The following is a 20954-nucleotide window of genomic DNA, read 5'->3' on the forward strand; positions in this document are numbered from 1 at the left end:
GATCAGACCAGCAGGTTGAACTGATTGATCAGCGGAAGCGAACGGGCGCGCTTGCCCGTCAGGTCGAAAAGCGCATTGCCGAGTGCCGGCATCGAAGGCGGTGTTCCGGGCTCGCCCGCACCGCCCATATGCCGATTGGTTTCCAGCACGCGCACCTCGACCTGCGGGGCTGTGTGCATCCGCATCGCGTCATAGTCGGGGAAGTTGAACTGCTCGACTTCGCCTTCCGCAAAGGTGATCTCGCCGAAACATGCGGCAGACAGGCCGTACATCATGCCGCCGAACATCTGTGCCTTGACGTTTTCCGGGTCCAGCGCCAGCCCCATGTCGCAGGCAATCCAGGCCTTGCTGATGCGGATGGTGCCGTTTTCGTCGACCACTTCGATGACCTGGGCCACCGGGGTGCCGAAGCTGTATGTGAAGGCCACGCCCCGGCCGACGCCTTCGGTCGTTTGACCCGTCCAGCCTGACATGTCCTTCACGGCTTCCAAACATCCCGCCGACGGCGCGTGTTCGTTCTTCATCAGGTCCAGCCGGAACTCCAGCGGGTCACGGCTTGCGGCATGAGCCATCTCATCCATGAATGTCTCGTGAAAAAAGCCGTTATGGCTGTTGCCGACCGAGCGCCAAAACCCCACGGGAACAGCCAAATCAGCAATGTGGCCGCTCATGCGGTAATTCGGTACCGCGTAGGGCTGGTTGAAGAATCCTTCGACCAGCACCTTGTCAGGGCCGCCGCCGGGGAACCCGGTGTAGCGCTCGACCGCCTGTTGGGTCGGAGATTGGGCCGCGACCTTCCCGTCAATGAGCACGGCCTTGCCGTCCTGAACCGCGCCGCGCATCCGGGCGATGGCGCCGGGGCGGAAATAGTCGTGACGCATGTCCTCTTCGCGGCTCCAGGTTGTCTGAACCGGTGTGCCGGGCATGGCCATGGCAACCTTGGTAGCGATTTCGCCGAAATCCAGTTCGCCCCTGCGACCAAACCCGCCACCCAGATAGGTGGTGTGGATTTGGACGGCTTCGGTATCCAGACCGGCAGTGTTGGCAACGCGGAACTGAATAAGTGTGGGGGCCTGATTGCCGCACCAGAGTTCCAACGCATTTCCCGTGTAGAGCGCGGTGGCATTCATTGGCTCCATCGTTGCATGGGCCAGATAGGGCACGCGATACTCGGCGGTGATTTTAGTGGCGTTTTCCGGGCTCGCGCTGACATCGCCGTCGTCGCGCATGGTCGAGTTCGGTGCGTCGCCAAACGCCTCGGCGATCCTGGCAAAGATGTCTTCGGTTTCCGGCGGATAGGGCGCGTCGCCCCAATCAATATCAATGGCCTCGACTGCCTGATTGGCCAACCATGTGTTGCTTGCGATCACCGCCACGCCTGTGCCCAGATCGACGACCTTCTCAACCCCGGGCATGGATCTTGCGTCGCTGTCGTCAAAGCCGTTCATCGCGCCGCCCAGTTTGGGGTTCATTCTGACGCTGGCGAATTTCATGCCCGGCAGGCGGACATCGACGCCGAATTCAGCGGTTCCTGTCGCCTTGCCCACCATGTCGAGACGCGGTTGGCTTCGGCCCAGATAGCGCCATTCAGACGGATCTCGCAACGGTACCTCAACGGGTTCCAGCCCGGCGGCATCCTCGGCAAGCATTGAATAGGCGATCTTGTCGCCGTTGGGGGCAATGACATGACCTGACGCCGTTTTCAGATCCGAGGGGTCGACGCCCAACCGGTCTGCAGCAGCGCGTTTGAGTGTTTCACGGGCCGAAGCACCGGCTTGCCGCATCCGGTCGAACCCATCTTTCATCGAGGTCGAGCCACCCGTGACTTGCAGGCTGAGCGTCTTGCCCAGAACACCCAGTGCCTCGCCCAGATTGTGCTGGAAATTCGAGATATCGTACCCCTTGTTCGGCAATCCTTCGCCTACAAGGGCCGAGTTGTAATAGGCCGCCGCAGCGGGGCCGTGCAGAACGGTGATCTGATCCAGATCGACATCCAGTTCCTCGGCGATCAGCGCGGCCCATGTGGTTCGGACGCCCTGACCCATTTCCGCGCGGGGCGCGAACAATGTGACGCCGTTCTGGTCAATCAGCACAAACGGGTTCAGTGCTGCCTCTCCTTCCCGGGGTTTCAAGGGGTTGGCCGCGGGGCGGGTAACGTAATAGGCCCCGAAGGCCACGCCGCCAACGATCGCGGCAGAGCCGATCAGGAACGTACGGCGGAGGATTTTTCCAACGGAAGCCATTGCTTACGCCTCCTTCAGCTTGGATGCCGCGTCATGGATTGCTGCGCGGATAAGGGGATAGGTGCCGCAGCGGCACAGGTTGCCCTGCATCGCTTCGTCGATGTCTGCGTCAGAGGGGTCCGGGTTTTCCGCCAGCAATGCCGCGGCCTGCATGATCTGGCCCGACTGGCAGTATCCGCACTGCGCGACCTGATGATCAATCCAGGCCTGTTGGATCGTGGCCAGCGCGTCCGGCGAGCCGAGCCCTTCGATCGTGGTCACGTCACCCCAGACATCCGAAAGCGCCACCTGGCAGGAGCGCACGGCCTCGCCATCGATATGCACGGTGCAGGCCCCGCATGCGGCCACGCCGCAGCCGAACTTGGTGCCGGTCAGCCCGACCTCGTCCCGCAGAACCCAAAGAAGGGGGACGTCATCAGGCAGATCCACCTGATGTTGCTTGCCGTTGATCTTCAGGGTCGTCGCCATGGCGCACCTCGTGTTGCTGTGGCTGGTTTCTGACATAATTGTAGGAAAGTGTCAGGATGTCAATTGACAAATTGAACAAAAAATGTCAGGGCTTCGAATATGAAAGACAATGGTGACGGCTCACGGCAACAGGCGATCCTGAACTCGGCGTTTCAGGCGTTTTCCACTTATGGATATAAAAAGACCTCGATGGACGACATCGCGCGCGGCGCGGGGATGTCCCGGCCGGCGGTGTATCTGCATTACAAGAACAAAGAGGCGATCGTCAGCAAGCTGACCGAGCTGTACTATGCCGAAAAGAGCGTTGCGGTGGCCGAAGCGCTGGCGACGCAGGGGGCGGTGCCCGAGGTTCTGACCCGCGCAATTCAGGCGCAGACCGAGGGGATGGCAAAAATTCTGGCCTCGCCCCACGGGCTTGAAATGCTCGACAACACAAAATCGCTGTCTGGGGAAATCATCGCGGCGGGTGAGGCCAGGCTGGCCGCGCTCTATGCGGACTGGCTGACGCAACAGGAAAAGGCGGGCCGGGTTCGCCTGCTGGCTGACGCGGCAGAGACCGGTCGGACGATCACGGCCACGCTCAAAGGGCTGAAGCTGATTGGCGCCGGCGCCGAACTCTATGAACAGCAGGTCGCACAGGTCGCGGCCCTTTTCGGCGCCGGACTCGAAGTCAGGTAACGCGCTGACGGATCCTGTATTCGGGCGTGTCCCACAGGCGATTCTGCATGATATCGGCCATAATCCCGACGGCGCGTTCGACATCGCCTTCGTCGATATACAAAGGTGTAAAGCCGAACCGCATTATGTCGGGTGCTCGAAAATCTCCGATCACGCCTCGGGCGATCAGGGCCTGCATGGCGGCATACCCTTCCTTGAAACGGAACGAGATCTGGCTGCCACGCTGCTGCGGATCACGGGGGCTGGCCAGTTGCAGATCCGGGCAGGTTGCCTCGACGCGTTCTATGAAAAGCTCGGTCAGTTCAATCGATTTGGCCCGGACGTCGGTCATGTCCGCCAGATCCCAGATATCCATCGCAGCCGACAAGGCCGTCATCTGGATGATGGGGGGCGTTCCCACCCGCATCCGTTCAATGCCGCTGCCGGGGCGGTAGTCGAGATCGAAGGCAAACGGCGCTTCGTGCCCCAGCCATCCGGACAGGGCGGGGCGTGCGTGTTCCGCCAACCTCGGCGCGACATAGATGAAGGCCGGCGCGCCGGGGCCGCCGTTGAGGTATTTGTACGTGCACCCGACTGCGAAATCGGCGTTGCACCCTGAAAGGTCCACCGGGATGGCCCCCGCAGAATGGGCCAGATCCCAGACTGTTATCACGCCGTTGGCATGCGCCAGTTCGGTCAGTGCCTTCATGTCGTGCATCCGACCCGAGCGATAATCCACCTCGGTCAACATAAGAACAGCGACCTCTTCGGTGATTGCGCCGGCCACGGCTTCGGGATCAACGACGCGCAACTCATACGCGTCCCCAAGCGAGCGTAGCAAGCCATCCGCCATATACAGGTCCGAAGGAAAGTTGCCGTTGTCGGACAGAACCACTTTGCGATCCGGATTCAGTTCAAGGGCCGAGGCCACGGCCTGATAGACCTTGATCGACAAGGTGTCTCCGGTCACCACACTGCCGGGCTCAGCTCCGATCAGGCGGCCAATCCGGTCACCAAGCGCGGTGGGCAGGGCCATCCAACCAGCCTTGTTCCATCCGGTGATCAGCATCTGGCCCCATTCGTCCGTCAGCATCCGTTGCACTCGGGCACCGGCCGATTTCGGCAGGGGGCCCAGAGAATTGCCATCCAGATAGATGACGCCCTCTGGCAGGTCGAACATGGCTTTGGTTGCCGCAAAATCAGTCATGAAGGCTCGCTAACTCGTGTGAACGTCGGTGATTGCTATTGAGGTAGTCGATCCGCGATAATGAGTCCATGCGATGCGACATACTGGTCTTTTGCCATTTTGGCTCAAAAGCGGTAGGACATCGCGCAGAAGCGACATGTGCTTGATCTTGTCGTCATTCAATGAGGGCTTTGCATGCGCTGGATGGACGTTCCACCGGTTTGGTTGGTTGCTTTTGCGGCTCTTGCCTGGTTGCAGGCAAGGTATCTGAAGCTGGGCCTGTCGCTTGAGGGCGGTTTGACGGATCTTCTGAGCGGGGTGTTGATCGGAGGTGGAATCCTGATGGCTGTTCTGGCAGTGGTCGAATTCCGCCGTCACAAGACAACCGTCATCCCACATGAAACCCCGTCGTCGATGGTGCAGTCCGGCATTTACAAGCGCAGTCGCAATCCGATCTATGTGGGCGACGTTCTGATTCTTGCGGGTCTTATCCTTCGGTTTGATGCCGTGCTGTCCTTGGTTCTTTTGCCAGTCTTTGTCTGGGTGTTGGAGCGTCGGTTCATCCTGCCGGAAGAAGACCGCCTGCGTCGTACCTTTCGCGCTGATTACGCTCGCTACGAACGCAAGACACGGCGCTGGATCTAGTGTGGATGCTGCAATGACATCACGTCAAAAATGCTGCGCTTGCGAAATAATGTTGCGCAGGATACATCTTTGCTTAACAAAGAATACCGATCACCCGCTCAGAACGAGTAAGAATTAGGGGGACTGCCAGTGAAGATAGGCACGCCAAAGGAAATACTGGACGGCGAGAACCGGGTCGCGATGACACCGGACTCGGCCGTGCAACTGCAAAAACTGGGCTATGAGTGCCTGATCGAAAAAGGCGCAGGTGCTGCCGCCGGTTTTTCGGACGCGGCGTATGAGGCCGTGGGCGTTGAAGTTGTCAAGACCGCAGCATCGCTGTGGAAGGCCGCAGATATCATCGCCAAGGTTCGTATCCCGACCGAGACGGAACTGAAGCGTCTGACCAAGGGCAAGACGCTGATTTCCTTCTTCAACCCTGCCGGAAACGAAGAAGGAATGGACCTTGCCAAGTCCAAGGGCGCAAACGTGATCGCCATGGAAATGGTGCCGCGTATTTCTCGCGCGCAGAAGATGGACGCATTGTCGTCGATGGCCAACATTGCCGGCTACCGCGCCGTTATCGAGGCGGGCAACAACTTTGGTCGTTTCTTCACCGGTCAGGTGACTGCGGCTGGCAAGGTGCCGCCTGCGAAGGTTCTGATCGTCGGGGCCGGTGTTGCCGGGCTTGCCGCGATCGGTACATCGACCTCGCTGGGTGCAATCACCTACGCGTTCGACGTGCGCCCCGAGGTGGCCGAGCAGGTCGAATCGATGGGGGCCGAGTTCGTCTATCTGGACTTCGAAGAAGAACAGCAGGATGGTGCGGCCACCGGCGGGTATGCTTCCGTCCAGTCAGAAGAGTTCCGCAATGCGCAGCTGGCCAAGTTTCGAGAGCTGGCCCCGGAAATAGATATCGTCATCACCACGGCACTGATCCCCAACCGTCCGGCGCCAAAGCTGTGGCTGGAAGACATGGTCAAGGCCATGAAGCCGGGCTCGGTCATCGTTGACCTTGCGGCCGAACGCGGCGGGAACGTCGAAGGTACCGTGCCGGACGAAAAGGTGTTGACCGACAATGGCGTGACCATCATCGGCTATACCGACTTCCCCAGCCGGATGGCGGCGCAGTCTTCGTCTTTGTACGCGACCAATATCCGTCACATGATGACCGATCTGACGCCTGAAAAGGACGGCCAGATCAATCACGACATGGAAGATGACGTGATCCGCGGCGCGACCGTGACCTATGAGGGTGAGATCACCTTCCCGCCGCCACCACCCAAGGTGCAGGCAATCGCGGCGCAGAAAAAGCCCGAGGTCAAGGAACTGACCCCGGAAGAAAAGAAGGCGCAGGAAATTGCGGCCTTCAAGGCGCAGACCAAGCAGCAGTTCACCCTGCTGGGTGTTGGTGGCGTGCTGATGCTGCTGGTGGGGCTGATCGCTCCGGCGAGTTTCATGCAGCACTTCATCGTCTTCGTGCTGGCCATCTTTGTGGGCTTCCAGGTGATCTGGAACGTCGCACACAGCCTGCACACTCCGCTGATGGCGATCACCAACGCGATCTCGTCGATCATCATCGTCGGGGCCCTGATGCAGATCGGATCGGGGTCGTTCCTGGTCATTCTGTTGGCGGCACTGTCCGTCTTCATGGCCGGGATCAACATCTTCGGCGGTTTCCTCGTAACCCGGCGCATGCTCGCCATGTTCCAGAAATCTTAAGGAGGCCGGGCACATGGATTATGGCTTCACCACTGCCGCCTATGTTGTTGCGGCTGTCCTTTTCATCCTTTCGCTCGGCGGTTTGTCGAACCAGGAAAGCGCCAAGCGCGCGGTCTGGTATGGCATCGTCGGTATGGCGCTGGCGGTTTTCGCCACGCTGGTTGGCCCGGGCTCGGGTCTGTGGCTTCTGTCGCTGCTGCTGATCGCGGGCGGTGGTTTCATCGGCCAGTATGTTGCGCAGCGCGTGCAGATGACCGAGATGCCGCAGCTTGTTGCGGCGATGCACTCGCTGGTCGGTCTTGCGGCCGTGTTCGTCGGCTTCAACGCGCATTTCGAGATCGGCAACGTGGCGCAGGTCATGGCCATTGCGGACAGTGCCAGCCAGGCGGATCTGTCCGATCTGGGGTCTTTTGCCAAGTTGATTGCCAAGAAAACCCCGGCCGAGCTGGCAATCCTGCACGTGGAACTGTTCCTGGGCATCTTCATTGGTGCGATCACCTTCACCGGGTCGGTCGTCGCCTATGGCAAGCTGGCGGGCAAGGTGACCTCGGCAGCGACAAAGCTGCCCGGTGGCCATGCGCTGAACGCGGCGGCGGCGGGTCTCTCGCTGATCTGCCTGATCTGGTACACATCGACAGGGGGTCTGTTCCCGCTGATCCTGATGACGCTGGCAGCGTTGTTCATCGGCTATCACCTGATCATGGGTATTGGCGGCGCCGACATGCCGGTGGTTGTGTCCATGCTGAACAGCTATTCGGGTTGGGCGGCTGCGGCGATCGGTTTCTCGCTGGGCAACGACCTACTGATCGTGGTGGGTGCGCTGGTGGGCTCGTCTGGTGCGATCCTGTCCTACATCATGTGCAAGGCGATGAACCGCCACTTTGTCAGCGTGATACTTGGCGGTTTTGGCGGCCCGCAGGGCGAACAGATGGCCGTTGAAGGCGAACAGATCGCAATCGAGGCCGATGGCGTTGCTGCAGCCTTGAACGACGCGGACAGCGTGATCATCATTCCGGGCTATGGCATGGCTGTGGCACAGGCGCAGCAATCGGTTTCCGAACTGGTGCGCAAGCTGCGGGCCAAGGGCAAGAACGTTCGTTTCGCAATCCACCCTGTGGCGGGTCGCTTGCCGGGCCACATGAACGTTTTGCTGGCCGAAGCGAAGGTGCCGTATGATATCGTTCTGGAAATGGACGAGATCAACGACGACTTTCCGGACACGGATGTGGCAATCGTCATCGGCTCGAACGACATCGTGAACCCTGCGGCACAGGAAGATCCCAACAGTCCCATCGCCGGCATGCCGGTTCTGGAATGCTGGAAAGCCAAGCAGGTCTTTGTCTCGAAACGTGGTCAGGGCACCGGGTATTCTGGCATCGAAAACCCGCTGTTCTTCAAAGAGAACACCCGCATGTTCTACGGCGACGCCAAGGAGTCGCTGGACAAGTTGCTGCCGATGATCGATTGATCGTCGCGTTTGATCCGATTGCAAAGGGCGCCTTTGGGCGCCCTTTTCTTTTTTGAGTTTGTATGGGGGCGTTGCCCCCAAACCCCCAGGATATTTCCAGCCAGATGAAGCAGGCGGAGTGTGGTAGTCTGGGGTGGCGGCACAGATGGCAGGAGGTCGAGGATGGAGAAAGTGAATGGTATTGGCGGAGTGTTCTTTCGCGCCCGCGACCCTAAAGCGCTGAGCGCCTGGTATGAGAAGCACCTGGGCGTCAATCATTATGACCCCGTGCCTTGGAAGCAGCGTGAAGGCTATACGGTCTTTGCGCCATTCGCGGAGGACACCGCGTATTTCGGGCGGGCCGATCAGCAGTGGATGATCAATTTTCGTGTCGATGATCTGGGCGCGCTGACGGCGCAGCTTGAGCAGGCTGGAATCACGGTGGAAACCAATCCTGACTGGGACAGCGAAGTTGGAAAATTTGCCCGCATCCATGATCCCGAAGGCAACCCCATCGAGCTGTGGCAGCCAAATCAATGAGATAGCAGGGTTGTATACCGTTGTACCCCTGTAAGTACGTGAAATAAAAAGAGAATTGATGTGTCAATTATGTGCCGTATAGTGCGCGTGACGATGCGGAGCCTCACATGACACCGATAGATGACCATCCCCTTCGCTATGCGCTGGCCAATGAACTGCATGCTCGACCGTTTCCGGTCGCGTCAATGCCCTGTACGGTGGTCTTTCTTGCGATCAAAAAGCCTGAGGCCGCCGTGGCGCGCGATCGACGTGAGGATTTGGCTCATTTGATCGACCTGCTGGATCGCCACGGTGCGCAGCACCCTCGGCCGGACGCCACGCATTACGCGGGCCAGATTGGACGCCACTGGTTGAAGTGGGAGCAGCATACCGAATTCGTGACCTATACGGCGATCGCGCAGAATGTGAGTGAACGCGCCTTTGACCCGGCTGACTTTGAGGTCTTTCCGCCCGATTGGTTGATGGCCAGTCCGGGTCAAAGGGTTACGTCGGTTCTGGTGCGCGTGGTTGAACGCGAAAGTGACGACGTGGTGAAATCGAAACTGCTGGATTGGTTCGAGCCGGAAAGCCTGGCCGTGTCCAGGGTGTTGGACGATGCAGCGGTTTGTGCCAGTGATTTTCGGATCGATCCGGCAGGTCACATGCGCTTTGCCTTGTTCGTGGCCGAGGGCACCGGACGGCGTCGGACGGGACGGATTATTCAGCGTCTTTGCGAAATTGAAACTTATAAGGCGATGTCGATGCTGGGTTTTGCGCGCGTCAAGCAGCTGATGCCGCGTATCGGAGAGCTGGATGGGCGACTCACCCGATTGATGGGGCAGATGACTGGCAACTCGGCGCAGCCTGACGCGCTGTTGCAGGACTTGCTGGCAACGTCGATCGAGCTCGAAACATTGTCGGCACGGTGTTCTTTCCGGTTCGGAGCCACCGGGGCGTATGAGGCCATCGTCAACCAGCGGATCGAAGTGTTGCGAGAAGAACGTTTCGAGGGCGGTCAGAATTTCGCCGATTTTATGATGCGCCGATATGACCCTGCAATTCGCACCGTGAAATCCACGGAACGCCGCCTTGAGGCCTTGTCGGACCGGGCGATCCGCGCGGGTGAGTTGCTGCGGACAAGAGTGGATGTGGAACGCAGCGCGCAAAATCAGGCGTTGCTGGAAAGCATGGACCGTCGGGCTGATCTGGCACTGCGCTTGCAACATACGGTCGAGGGGCTTTCCGTGGTTGCCATCAGCTATTACGCGGTTTCGCTGGTCAGCTATCTTTTGTATCCGCTGACGGCCTCTGGCATCAGCAAGGGAATGCTGACGGCGGCGGTTACGATCCCGGTTGTCGCCGCGGTGTGGTACTCGGTGCGACGCATTCGCAAACGGCTCGGTTGAGCAGCAATTGCCAAGTTTTTTCTGACCTGTAGAACGGTGGCATTGGGTAAGCTGAGCGAGGGCATGGGATGGCAAGCATAGTTGCAGCATGGCGCGCTGTCGCCGCCATGTTCATTCTGAATGGTGCCCTGTTCGGAATCTGGGCGTCGCGCATTCCCGCCATACGCGACCGCTTGGAACTGTCCCATGATGCGCTCGGGTTCGGCCTGTTGTTCATGGCTGCTGGGGCTGTCTGCTCTTTCCCGATAACCGGGCGGCTTACGGATCGTTTCGGCGCTGTTGCAATCACCCGGATCATTGCGATTCTGTATACGGGGTCGCTGATCTTGCTGGCCATGGCGGATGGGCTTTGGGGGCTGGCAGTGTTCCTGTTTGTCTTTGGCGCCTTCCACGGGTCGATGGATGTTGCGATGAATGCATGGGCCGCCGAGGTAGAGCAGGCATATGACAAACCCGTTATGTCCTCGTTCCATGCAATGTGGAGCCTTGGTGCAGGTCTTGGCGCGCTCAGCGGTTATGCCGCGGTTCAGATGGGGCTGACGGTTCTTGTGCACTTCCTGTTGGCGGGTGGCATGGTTGTTGGCCTTGCGCTTGCGTCATCCTGGGTAAGCTGGACCTCGCGCCAATCCCAAGAGCCTCAGAGTACGGTCTTCGCCTTGCCATCCGGCGCGTTGATACTGGTTGGCATAGCCGCCTTGTGCGGAGCGTTGGGCGAAGGGGCCGTGGCAGACTGGAGCGCGATATATCTGCGTGACATCACGGGGGCGTCGGAAAGCGTCGCTGCCTTGGGCTATGCGGTGTTTTCAGTAACCATGGTGGCGTTTCGACTTGCAGGCGCGCTTGTTATTATCCGGTTCGGTCCAGTCGTTTCCGCCCGGTTCGGCGGTATTTGCGCGGCGTTTGGTGTTTTTACGGTGGTTTCAACAGCAACGATCCTGCCCGTGCTGGCCGGCTTTGCATTGATGGGAATAGGTTATGCCGTGATCATGCCACTGGCATTCAGCCGGGCGGCCAGCGATCCGAATGTGCCGCCGGGGCAAGCCATCGCAAGTGTTGCGACATTGGGGTATGGGGGGCTGTTGATCGGTCCGCCGTTGATCGGCTTTTTGGCGGAAGTGTTCGGCCTGCGTCTGGCATTCGCCGTGCTGTTGCCATTGGCCGTTCTGATCGTGCTGTTGGCCGGCGCGCTGAGGCGCGCCGACTGAACTTGTTTCAGCGTCCGCGAATGCGGGGATCCAGTGCGTCGCGCAGACCGTCACCCAGATAGTTGACGCTCAGGACAGTCAGCGAGATTGCCAGACCAGGCCAGAACACACGCTCAGGGTATTGCTGTAGGTAATCGACTCCGTCGAACAGCAGGCGGCCCCATGTCGGGAAGTCGGGCGGAAAGCCCAGACCCAGGAAGGAAAGCGCGCTTTCGGTAATGATCGCCGTGGCAATCCCCAGCGTCGCGGACACCATGATCGGTGAAAGCACGTTGGGCAGAATGTGCCGCGTGATGATCTGACTGTTACTGGTGCCGATGGAGCGTGCCGCCAGAACGAATTCGCGTTCCTTGATGGCCAGCACATCACCGCGCACGATCCGTGCGGTCGGCATCCATGAGGTGATGCCGATGGCGCAGACGATCAGGATGAAGATCCCACGCTCCAACCCGAACGCGGCCGACAGGGGCTCGCGGAACAGCAGCATCATGACCAGCAGCAAGGGCAGCAGGGGCAGGGCCAGAAACAGGTCTGTCAGACGCATGAGCGGACCATCCAGCCGTTTGAAGAACCCGGCCAGAACGCCGATGAACGATCCCAGGAACAGTGCTAGCAGCATCGCGGTGATGCCCACCGATACCGAGGTTTGACCGCCCGACATCATGCGCGCCAGAATATCCCGGCCCAACTGGTCGGTGCCGAAGGGATGCGCCCAGCTTGGCCCCTGATTGCGGGCCCGGATATCGATCTGCGTTGGATCGATGCTCCAGAGATAGGGGCCCAGATAGACGCCCGCCACGATCAGGATGAACAGCACCGCACCCACCATGGCGCCCTTGTGCGTCTTGAACTGATCCCAGACGTCGCGCCATTGGCTGCGCGGCGGGGTCGTGAGTTCCTCCATCACATCAGCGGTTGGCAGCGCGGTGGATGCCGGGGCCAGACCTTCGTCGGGGATCAGCGTGTCTGATTTGTCGTGATCAGTCATAGCGAATCCTCGGGTCCAGAATGCCATACAGGACGTCGGCGATCAGGTTGAACAACACGATCAGCACGGCAAAGATGAAGGTCAGGGTTTGCACCATTGGCAGGTCATTGGCCTGAATGGCGCCAATCAGCAACTGGCCGATGCCATTCACCTTGAATACCTGCTCGGTGATGATGGCGCCGCCGAAGATGGCCGGAATGCCCAGTGCAATGACCGTGACCACGGGGATCATCGAGTTCCGCAGGACGTGGACCATGACGACCGTGTATTCGCTGAGCCCCTTGGCGCGGGCGGTGCGAACGTAATCCTGGTTGAGATTGTCCAGCATCGAGGCGCGCATGAAACGGCTGAGCTGTGCCGTGATCTGCAACGCCAGCACCATGACCGGCATGATCATCTGCTTCAGCTGCACGACGAAGCTGTCCCAGCTGTTGACCACATGGGTCGTGTCATAGATCGACGGGAACCAGCCCAACTGGACCGAGAAGATCACGATCACCAGAACGCCCGAGAAAAACGGAGGGACCGAGAAGCCGACCATCGACACGAAGGTGCCCATCTGGTCGAACCAGGAATACTGGCGATAGGCCGAATAGATGCCGATGGGCAGCGCGATCAGGATGGCGACAACATAGGCGGTGCCGACAACCCACAGGGTCTGCGGGATACGCTGAACGACGATGTCCATGACGGGCGAGCGGGTCTGCCAGGATATTACACGCAGGTCGCCTGCGGAAAAACTGGTGCCGAAGATGTGGTCTATTAGAACCTGCGGTTCGATCCAGAAGAATTGCACGATCCACTTCCAGAACCGGATATGCATCGGCTGGCCAAGGCCAAGCGCCTCGCGCATCTTTTCCTTGACTTCGGGGGGAACGGTGAGCGGAACCTGCGCCATCGGATCGCCGGGTGCGAGTTCGAGGAGCAGGAAGATGACGAGGCTGATGAACAGCAGCGTTGGAACGGCCAGCACCAGTCGTCTGATTGTGAAATTAAGCATTAAGAGGCGCCTTTATATGCGTCTTCTTGTTGGGGTGGGATGCAAATGACCGCGCCCCGATAACGATCGGGGCGCGGTTTTGCAAGGTCAGTGCTTAGGAACCGGTCTTGCGGTACCAGTCCGCAATGTTCCACAGCTCGCTGTCCCAAACGTTCAGGACAACGCCACCCAGGGTGTTTGCATGCGCCGACAGGCGACCACGGTGAACCAGCGGGATCATACCACCATTCTGAACCATGATGTCATTCAGCTGCTTGGCGATTTCCGCACGCGCTTCCAGACCAGCGGTTTCGGCCAATTGAGCGTGCAGCTTGTCGAACTCTTCGTTGCAGAAGCGGCTGATGTTTTCGCCCTGCCACTGCGAGTCAGGACGCGGAGCTTTGTCGCACAGGCCGTTGCCCAGATAGGACTGCGGGTCGGTGCCGTTGAAGGTGTTGGCGTACATTTCAACGTCGGCATAGAACTTCTGGAACGTGTCGGGCGAGCCCGGGTCACCACCGAAGAAGACCGATGCGTTGATGTTGCGCAGTTCGGTTTCGATGCCGATCTGGCTCCACCATTCCTTGATCAGCGCCTGGAAGTCCTGACGGACGGCGTTGGTCGAGGTCTGATAGACGATCTTCAGCGGAACGCCATCCTTCTCGCGGACGCCGTCGCCATCGGTGTCGACGATGCCGGCATCATCCAGCAGTTTCTTGGCGCCTTCGATATCCTGGGTGTCACAGGTCATCGAGGTCGAGTTGAACGCAGCAGGGGCCGGAACCCAGTTGCAGGTCACTTTACCAGCCTGACCATAGCCGATTTCCACCAACAGCGGACGGTCGATGGCCATGGACATGGCTTTGTAAACGGCCGGGTCCTTCAGGAACGGATGCGGATGCTTTGCTGTCGAACGCTCGCCTTCAGGCAGCTCGGGCGACGGGTTGGTCTGGTTCAGCATGATGCGCTCGACCAGCGGGCCGAAGCCTGCAACCGGCGTACCTTTGCCACCTTCCTGCATCTGAGCGATCACTTCCGGAGCCAGTTGCAGGTTCCAGGCATAATCAAACTCACCAGTTTCCATGACAGCACGACCAGCAGCTGTCGCGTCACCGCCGCCTTTGAAGGTCACGGTCGCAAAGGCAGGTTTTGCCGGATCACGATAGTTGTCGTTGGCCTTGAAGGTGATCACGTCGTTCGGCTTGAACTCGGTGACGACAAAGGGGCCGGTGCCGATCGGGTTGAAGTTCTGCTCGGTGCATTCGGGGGCTTTGGCGCCCATGCAGTTTTCGAACTGGGCCTTTTGCAGGATCGGGCTTTCACCGCCGACGAACGGGCCATAGGGGAAGGGGGTCGGTGCGTCGAAAGTGACCTTGACGGTCAGGTCATCAACAGCTTCGACCGAGGTGACGCCTTCGAACTTGGTGACCTGTGCGCAGCCACCTTCCGGGTGCATGCAGTAATCAGCGGTGAACTTCACGTCAGCAGCGGTGAACGGAGAGCCGTCAGACCACGTGATTCCCGGCGCGATTTTCCATGTGATCGACGTCAGGTCTTCGCTGACACCGCCATTTTCCACGGTCGGGATTTCAGACGCCAGAAATGGCACCATGTTGCCGTCCTGGTCGTAGCGTGCAAGTGGCTCGATCACCAGCGAGGCTGATTCCACGTCTTTCGTACCGCCGGACAGGAACGGGTTCAGGATCGACGGAGCCTGCCAATAGATGATGCTGACATTGCCGTCCGAACCGCGCTCGGCAAAGGCCATCGGGGCCATTGCCGTGCTTGCGATCGCACCAAGCAAAAGGGTTTTGATTTTCATAAGTCACTCCCGAATTGGACACGTTCGTGTCTCGATTATCTCCGCAAGGCCTGCGGGTTTGGCGTTGCCGCTTCGGGGTAAGGTTTTGATCATTCACGATAATAGCGCTAACGGATTCCGTCGGCGCTGCTTCCCCAAGGCGGTTACGTTGGGTATCGAAACAGAACTTGAGAAAAATGCAAGTGGTGCCGTCGCGAAAATGTGTAATGGGTTTGACTTTTCCCGGTGGCCCGCCGTAGCGTTCGGCACTCAGAACAAGAATTACCTCGTCAAGGGAGCGCGCACGTGCTGGATCAGCCTATTGCTCAAATCAAAAAACTGCGGGTGGAGTTTCAGACAAAGGACGGTCCCGTTGTTGGTGTTGAGGACGTCTCGTTCGAGGTCAAACCAGGCGAAACCGTTTGTATCGTTGGCGAATCGGGCTCGGGGAAGTCGGTTTCATCTTTGTCTTTGATGCGTCTGGTCGAGTTTGGTGGCGGCGAAATCGCGGGCGGCGAACTGCTGTTTGATCGCCGCGATGGCGAAAAAATGAACCTGGCCAAGGCCGATCAGGATCTGATGAAACAGATTCGCGGCAACGAGATCGGGATGATCTTTCAAGAGCCGATGACCGCGCTGAACCCCGTTTTCACCGTGGGCCGGCAGTTAACCGAAGGTCTGCGCATCCACAAGGACATGACGAAGGCGCAGGCCGAGCAACGGGCGCTGGAACTGCTGCGTCAGGTCCGTATCCCAGAGCCCGAGCGCCGTCTGAAACAATACCCTCACGAGTTGTCGGGCGGGATGCGCCAACGTGTTGTCATTGCGATGGCGATGGCCTGTGAGCCGCGCCTGTTGATCGCCGACGAACCCACCACGGCGCTGGATGTGACCATTCAGGCCGAGATCCTGGCCTTGATGGACCGCCTCAAGCGGGAAACCGGAACTGCGGTGATGTTCATCACCCACGACATGGCCGTGGTTGCCCAGATGGCTGACCGCGTGGTGGTGATGTTCCGCGGCAACAAGGTCGAAGAAGGCACGGTCAAGGAAATCTTTGAAAACCCGCAGCACGACTATACCAAGGCGCTTCTGGCCGCGGTGCCGAAACTGGGCGAGATGCAGGGTAAATCTGCGCCCGAGCCGATGAAGCTACTGGGGGTCGAAGGGCAGAAAATTGCACCAATTCCGGGTACGGAAGAGGTTCTGCTGACCGTCAAGAACCTGACAACACGGTTCCCGGTCAAAGGCGGGCTTTTGCGGCGCACGATTTCGAACGTTCATGCGGTCGAGGATGTCTCGTTCACTCTGAACAAAGGTCAGACGCTCAGTCTTGTCGGCGAATCCGGGTGCGGCAAGTCTTCGGCTGGGCGCTCGATCCTGCGGCTGGTTGAGCCTTTGGCGGGCGAGATTGATCTGGACGGTGTCGATATCATGAAGCTTGATCCATCTGGTTTGCGCAAGGCGCGGCTGGACATGCAGATGATTTTCCAGGACCCGTTCGCGTCACTGAACCCGCAGATGCAGCTGGTCGACCAAGTGGCCGAGCCGATGCGCAATTATGGTGTGGCATCGGGATCCGAACTTCAGGATCGCGTGGCACAATTGTTCGACAAGGTGCAATTGCCGCGCAGCTTCATGCGTCGCTTCCCGCATGAAATGTCGGGCGGTCAGCGTCAGCGGATTGCAATTGCCCGCGCTTTGGCCCTGAACCCCAAGCTGATCATTGCGGATGAGGCGGTCTCGGCCCTTGACGTGTCGGTGCAGGCGCAGGTTCTGAACCTGATGATGGAATTGCAGTCCGAGCTGGGCCTGTCATACCTGTTCATCAGCCACGACATGGCCGTTGTCGAACGCGTCAGCCACTATGTCGGGGTCATGTATCTGGGGCGCATTGTCGAACTCGGGCCCCGGGCGCGGGTGTTCGAGAACCCGCAACATCCCTATACGCAGGCGCTGATGAAGGCGGTTCCGATCGCAGACCCGAACAAGCGGAAATCGGAAAAGGATCTGAATTTCAAACCGATCCCTTCTCCTATTCATCCCACCAACTACACGCCGGAACCTTCGCAATATCAAGAGGTTGAGGCAGGGCACTTCATTCTGACCACGGACAGCGGGTATTGACCCAAATGGCGAAACGCCTGACTCCGCTTGAGATCATGACACAGCTGATCTCATTTCCGACCGTAAGCCGTGATACCAATCTGCCGCTGGTGGATTGGGTTCAGGACTACTTGCAAGGCCACGGAATCGAAAGCCACCGCTGGCCAGATCCGGACCAACCGCACAAGGCCGCGATCTTTGCGCATGTTGGTCCATTGGAAGAAGGTGCGGTGGTTCTGTCCGGTCACACGGATGTCGTGCCGGTGGACGGTCAGCCGTGGGACACTGATCCTTTCACGGTGACCGAGAAAGACGGCAAGTACTTCGGTCGCGGCACCTGCGACATGAAGGGGTTTGACGCCCTGGCCATCTGGGCTCTGGTCGAAGCACACTATGCCAATATCAGCCGGCCGCTTCAGCTGGCGCTCAGCTTTGACGAAGAGGTCGGATGCACCGGTGCGCCGCCGATGATTGAAGCAATGCAACAGGTTCTGCCCAAGGGATCGGCAGTGATAGTGGGTGAGCCGTCGATGATGCAGGCGGTGACGGGGCATAAGGGCGGGTTCGGCATAGATACACATATCGTCGGGTTCGAAGTGCACAGCTCGATCATGCACACTGGCGTGAACGCGATCATGGCGGCGGCGCCATTGATTGATTGGGCAAATCACCGAAATGCCGAAAGCATGGCTGCTGAGCCGAGCGAAATCGCGGCCGTATTTGACCCGCCGTGGACAACCTGTCATGTCGGCATGATTGAAGGCGGGACAGCCCATAACATCACCGCCAAAGACTGCACTTTCATGATGGATTTCCGCACGGTGCCGGACGAAACGCAGGCTGAATGGCGCGATGCCTATATCGAACAGGTCCGCCAGGTCGAAGCTCGGATGCAGGCCGTTCACCCCGATACGCGCATCGAACTGTCTGAACATTTCGCGATCCCGGGGCTGGTGCCCGAACAGGATGGAGAGGCCGAAGCTTTGGTGCGCGCCCTGACCGGGGACAACGCAAGTCACGTCGTCAGCTATGGGACCGAGGCAGGGCAGTTTCAGGCGGCCGGGTATTCAGCCGTGATTTGCGGCCCCGGCGATATCGCGCAGGCTCATCAGCCGAACGAGTTCATATCGATCGCGCAATTCGAAGCTGGGCATAGGTTCATGCAGCGATTGGTTGAAAGGCTGAGCGCGGCGTAACATTCAACGTGGCCTTAGTGGTTCAGGGGAGGGTCTTGAGATGCCAGTCAAAAACAGACTTGCAGAGATGCATGGTGATATTACCAAGTGGCGCCGCCACCTGCACGCACATCCTGAACTGATGTATGACGTGCATGAAACGGCTGCTTTCGTTGTCGAGCGTCTCAGGGAATTTGGTGTGGATGAGATCACGCCGGGAATTGGCCGGACGGGTGTCGTGGCTGTGATCCGGGGACGGCAGGATACGACCGGGCGCGTGATCGGATTGCGCGCTGACATGGATGCATTGCCGATCGAAGAAGCGACGGGGTTGGACTATGCCTCGACTGTATCGGGCAAGATGCACGCCTGCGGGCATGACGGGCATACCTCGATGCTGCTTGGGGCCGCCCAGTACCTGGCTGAAACCCGAAACTTTGATGGCACCGTTGTTCTGATTTTTCAGCCCGCCGAAGAAGGTGGCGCAGGCGGTCTGGCCATGTGTCAGGACGGCCTGATGGACCGCTGGGGCATTGATGAGGTCTATGGCATGCACAATATGCCGGGGTTGCCGGTGGGCGAATTCGCGATCCGACCCGGCGCATTGCTGGCTTCATCTGATGAATTCGAAATCACGATCACCGGCAAGGGCGGACACGCGGCTGCACCGCATGACGCGGTAGACACCACGCTGGTGGCCTCGCATATCGTCGTGTCGTTGCAATCCGTCGTGGCGCGCACCGTGGATCCGATCAAACGCGTGGTGCTGACCGTGGGTACGTTTGAAACGGACAGTGTCGCGTCAAACGTGATCGCGCATACCGTCCGCTTGCAGGGGACCGTCCGGACGCTCGACCCCGAATACCGCGCCATTGCAGAAGAGCGCGTTCGCAGGATCGCCGAGGATACGGCCTCGGCCTTCGGCGCAAAGGCAGATGTCGTCTGGTCGCCCGGCTATCCTGTGACTGTGAATTCCGAGGCTGAGACGGCATACGCTGCCGAGGCGGCCGAGGCCGTGGCGGGCAAGGTCAATGACAGCACTGATCCGATCATGCCGTCGGAAGATTTCGCCTACATGCTTGAAGAACGGCCCGGAGCTTACATCTTTATCGGGAACGGGGACACGGCCATGTGCCATCACCCGGAATACAATTTTGACGACAATGCGATTCCCGCCGGTTGCAGTTGGTTTGCCGAGATCGTGGAACGACGATTGCCCGTGGCATAATTTGAGGGAGAGTGACATGCCGATCAAAAACCGCCTTGCAGAGATGCACGAAGAGATCACAGGCTGGCGGCGTGACATTCACCAACATCCGGAAATTCTGTACGACACGCATCGCACCAGCGCGCTGGTGGCGGAAAAGCTGAAGGAATTCGGCTGTGATGAGGTCGTTACAGGTATCGGTCGCACCGGCGTGGTCGGGGTCATTCGGGGAAAGAGCGACACGCAGGGCCGGGTGATTGGCCTGCGCGCCGACATGGATGCGCTGCCGATGCAGGAACAGACCGGGCTGGACTATGCCTCGAAGACATCAGGCGCGATGCATGCCTGCGGGCATGACGGGCATACCGCCATGGTTTTGGGGGCGGCAAAGTACCTCTCTGAGACGCGCAATTTCGATGGCACTGCAATCGTGATCTTTCAGCCTGCCGAAGAGGGCGGGAATGGCGCCGAGGCCATGTGCAAGGACGGTCTGATGGACCGGTTCGGCATTCAGGAAGTCTATGCGATGCACAACGTACCGGGCCTGCCGACCGGGCAGTTCGCGATCCGTTCGGGCCCTTTGCTGGCCGCAGCGGACGAGTTTGATATCCATCTTGAAGGGCGCGGCGGTCACGCTGCAAAACCCCATGAAACGGTCGATACGACGGTGATGCTGTCACAACTGATCGTGGCATTGCAGACGATCGTGTCGCGCAATGCCGATCCGATCCTGCAAGCCGTGCTTTCGGTGACGTCTGTCGAGACGTCATCGAAAGCGTTCAACGTGATCCCGCAATCGGCGCAGATACGCGGCACGGTCCGAACCCATTCCAACCAGATGCGAGATCTGATCGAACAGCGCCTCAAAGAGGTCGCCGAAGGGATTGCAGCAACATTCGGTGGTTCCGTGAACGTCAATTACTCGCGCGGCGTTCCGGTGACGATCAATGCCGAAACTCAAACCGGATATGCGGCAGAGGCCGCAGTCTCGGTCGGGGGCAGCTGCATCGAGGCGCCGATGGTGATGGGGGGCGAGGATTTCTCGTTCATGCTGGAGGAACGGCCCGGAGCTTTCATCGTTCTGGGCAACGGTGACAGCGCCGGGTTGCACCACCCTGAATACGATTTCAACGACGAGATCATCCCGATCGGATGTTCGTGGTTCGCAGAAATGGTCGAGCGCCGAATGCCGGCGGCTTGAACTGAATTAGGAGAGAATAG

17 protein-coding genes are annotated in these 20954 nt (G+C 59.2%); 11 read left to right on the plus strand and 6 right to left on the minus strand.

Annotated features, from left to right (window positions below; translation table 11 throughout):
- Positions 1 to 2: 2 nt before the first annotated feature.
- Both GS605_RS02265 and GS605_RS02270 read right to left on the minus strand, forming a co-directional pair.
- Complete coding sequence (locus GS605_RS02265) at positions 3 to 2243, minus strand: xanthine dehydrogenase family protein molybdopterin-binding subunit (protein ID WP_171722934.1); 2241 nt, start codon at positions 2241 to 2243, stop codon at positions 3 to 5.
- A gap of 3 nt (positions 2244 to 2246) precedes the next feature.
- Positions 2247 to 2711, minus strand: coding sequence for a (2Fe-2S)-binding protein (locus GS605_RS02270; protein WP_171114974.1), 465 nt, complete (start codon positions 2709 to 2711; stop codon positions 2247 to 2249).
- Between the two features lie 99 nt (positions 2712 to 2810).
- On the opposite strand from GS605_RS02270, the gene GS605_RS02275 reads away from it, so the two are divergent.
- On the plus strand, positions 2811 to 3389 hold the full coding sequence (locus GS605_RS02275) for a TetR/AcrR family transcriptional regulator (protein WP_171722935.1): 579 nt from the start codon (positions 2811 to 2813) through the stop codon (positions 3387 to 3389).
- Here GS605_RS02275 and kynU read toward each other — a convergent pair.
- Complete coding sequence (kynU, locus tag GS605_RS02280) at positions 3382 to 4575, minus strand: kynureninase (RefSeq protein WP_171722936.1); 1194 nt, start codon at positions 4573 to 4575, stop codon at positions 3382 to 3384. The genes GS605_RS02275 and kynU overlap by 8 nt on opposite strands.
- 174 nt (positions 4576 to 4749) lie before the next feature.
- Between kynU and GS605_RS02285 the strand changes: the two genes are divergently transcribed.
- The 6 genes from GS605_RS02285 to GS605_RS02310 all read left to right on the plus strand — a co-directional run bounded on the left by GS605_RS02285 (position 4750) and on the right by GS605_RS02310 (position 11477).
- Entirely contained in the window at positions 4750 to 5199 is a 450-nt protein-coding gene (locus GS605_RS02285; RefSeq protein WP_171722937.1) for an isoprenylcysteine carboxylmethyltransferase family protein, read from the plus strand.
- Between the two features lie 129 nt (positions 5200 to 5328).
- On the plus strand, positions 5329 to 6900 hold the full coding sequence (locus GS605_RS02290; RefSeq protein WP_171722938.1) for a Re/Si-specific NAD(P)(+) transhydrogenase subunit alpha: 1572 nt from the start codon (positions 5329 to 5331) through the stop codon (positions 6898 to 6900).
- Positions 6901 to 6913: 13 nt separating this feature from the next.
- Positions 6914 to 8368, plus strand: coding sequence for an NAD(P)(+) transhydrogenase (Re/Si-specific) subunit beta (locus GS605_RS02295; RefSeq protein ID WP_152458621.1), 1455 nt, complete (start codon positions 6914 to 6916; stop codon positions 8366 to 8368).
- Positions 8369 to 8530: 162 nt separating this feature from the next.
- A complete protein-coding gene (locus GS605_RS02300) occupies positions 8531 to 8887 on the plus strand; it encodes a VOC family protein (protein ID WP_171631075.1) in 357 nt (118 codons plus the stop codon).
- A 107-nt stretch (positions 8888 to 8994) separates the two neighbouring features.
- Positions 8995 to 10272, plus strand: a complete 1278-nt coding sequence (locus GS605_RS02305; protein WP_171722939.1) for a DUF3422 family protein — start codon at positions 8995 to 8997, stop codon at positions 10270 to 10272.
- Between the two features lie 68 nt (positions 10273 to 10340).
- The gene (locus GS605_RS02310) at positions 10341 to 11477 is read left to right on the plus strand and encodes an MFS transporter (RefSeq protein WP_171722940.1); all 1137 of its coding nucleotides are present in this window, start codon (positions 10341 to 10343) and stop codon (positions 11475 to 11477) included.
- A 7-nt stretch (positions 11478 to 11484) separates the two neighbouring features.
- On the opposite strand, the gene GS605_RS02315 is transcribed toward GS605_RS02310, so the two are convergent.
- From GS605_RS02315 to GS605_RS02325, 3 genes are all read right to left on the minus strand, one after another.
- Entirely contained in the window at positions 11485 to 12465 is a 981-nt protein-coding gene (locus tag GS605_RS02315) for an ABC transporter permease (RefSeq protein ID WP_171631083.1), read from the minus strand.
- Entirely contained in the window at positions 12458 to 13465 is a 1008-nt protein-coding gene (locus tag GS605_RS02320; protein ID WP_171114986.1) for an ABC transporter permease, read from the minus strand. The genes GS605_RS02315 and GS605_RS02320 overlap by 8 nt, the downstream gene beginning before the upstream one ends.
- A 94-nt stretch (positions 13466 to 13559) precedes the next feature.
- A complete protein-coding gene (locus tag GS605_RS02325; RefSeq protein ID WP_171631085.1) occupies positions 13560 to 15266 on the minus strand; it encodes a peptide ABC transporter substrate-binding protein in 1707 nt (568 codons plus the stop codon).
- Between the two features lie 285 nt (positions 15267 to 15551).
- Between GS605_RS02325 and GS605_RS02330 the strand changes: the two genes are divergently transcribed.
- From GS605_RS02330 to GS605_RS02345, 4 genes are read left to right on the plus strand one after another with little or no spacing between them, the layout of a single operon-like run.
- A complete protein-coding gene (locus tag GS605_RS02330; protein ID WP_171631087.1) occupies positions 15552 to 17372 on the plus strand; it encodes an ABC transporter ATP-binding protein in 1821 nt (606 codons plus the stop codon).
- Positions 17373 to 17377: 5 nt separating this feature from the next.
- Positions 17378 to 18547 (plus strand): acetylornithine deacetylase, encoded by a 1170-nt coding sequence (argE, locus tag GS605_RS02335; protein ID WP_171722941.1) that lies wholly within the window; start codon positions 17378 to 17380, stop codon positions 18545 to 18547.
- A gap of 40 nt (positions 18548 to 18587) precedes the next feature.
- Entirely contained in the window at positions 18588 to 19754 is a 1167-nt protein-coding gene (locus tag GS605_RS02340; RefSeq protein WP_171722942.1) for a M20 aminoacylase family protein, read from the plus strand.
- 16 nt (positions 19755 to 19770) lie between these two features.
- On the plus strand, positions 19771 to 20934 hold the full coding sequence (locus tag GS605_RS02345) for a M20 aminoacylase family protein (protein WP_171722943.1): 1164 nt from the start codon (positions 19771 to 19773) through the stop codon (positions 20932 to 20934).
- Positions 20935 to 20954: the final 20 nt, after the last annotated feature.

Source organism: Ruegeria sp. HKCCD7559 (assembly GCF_013110575.1).
GTDB lineage: Bacteria > Pseudomonadota > Alphaproteobacteria > Rhodobacterales > Rhodobacteraceae > Ruegeria.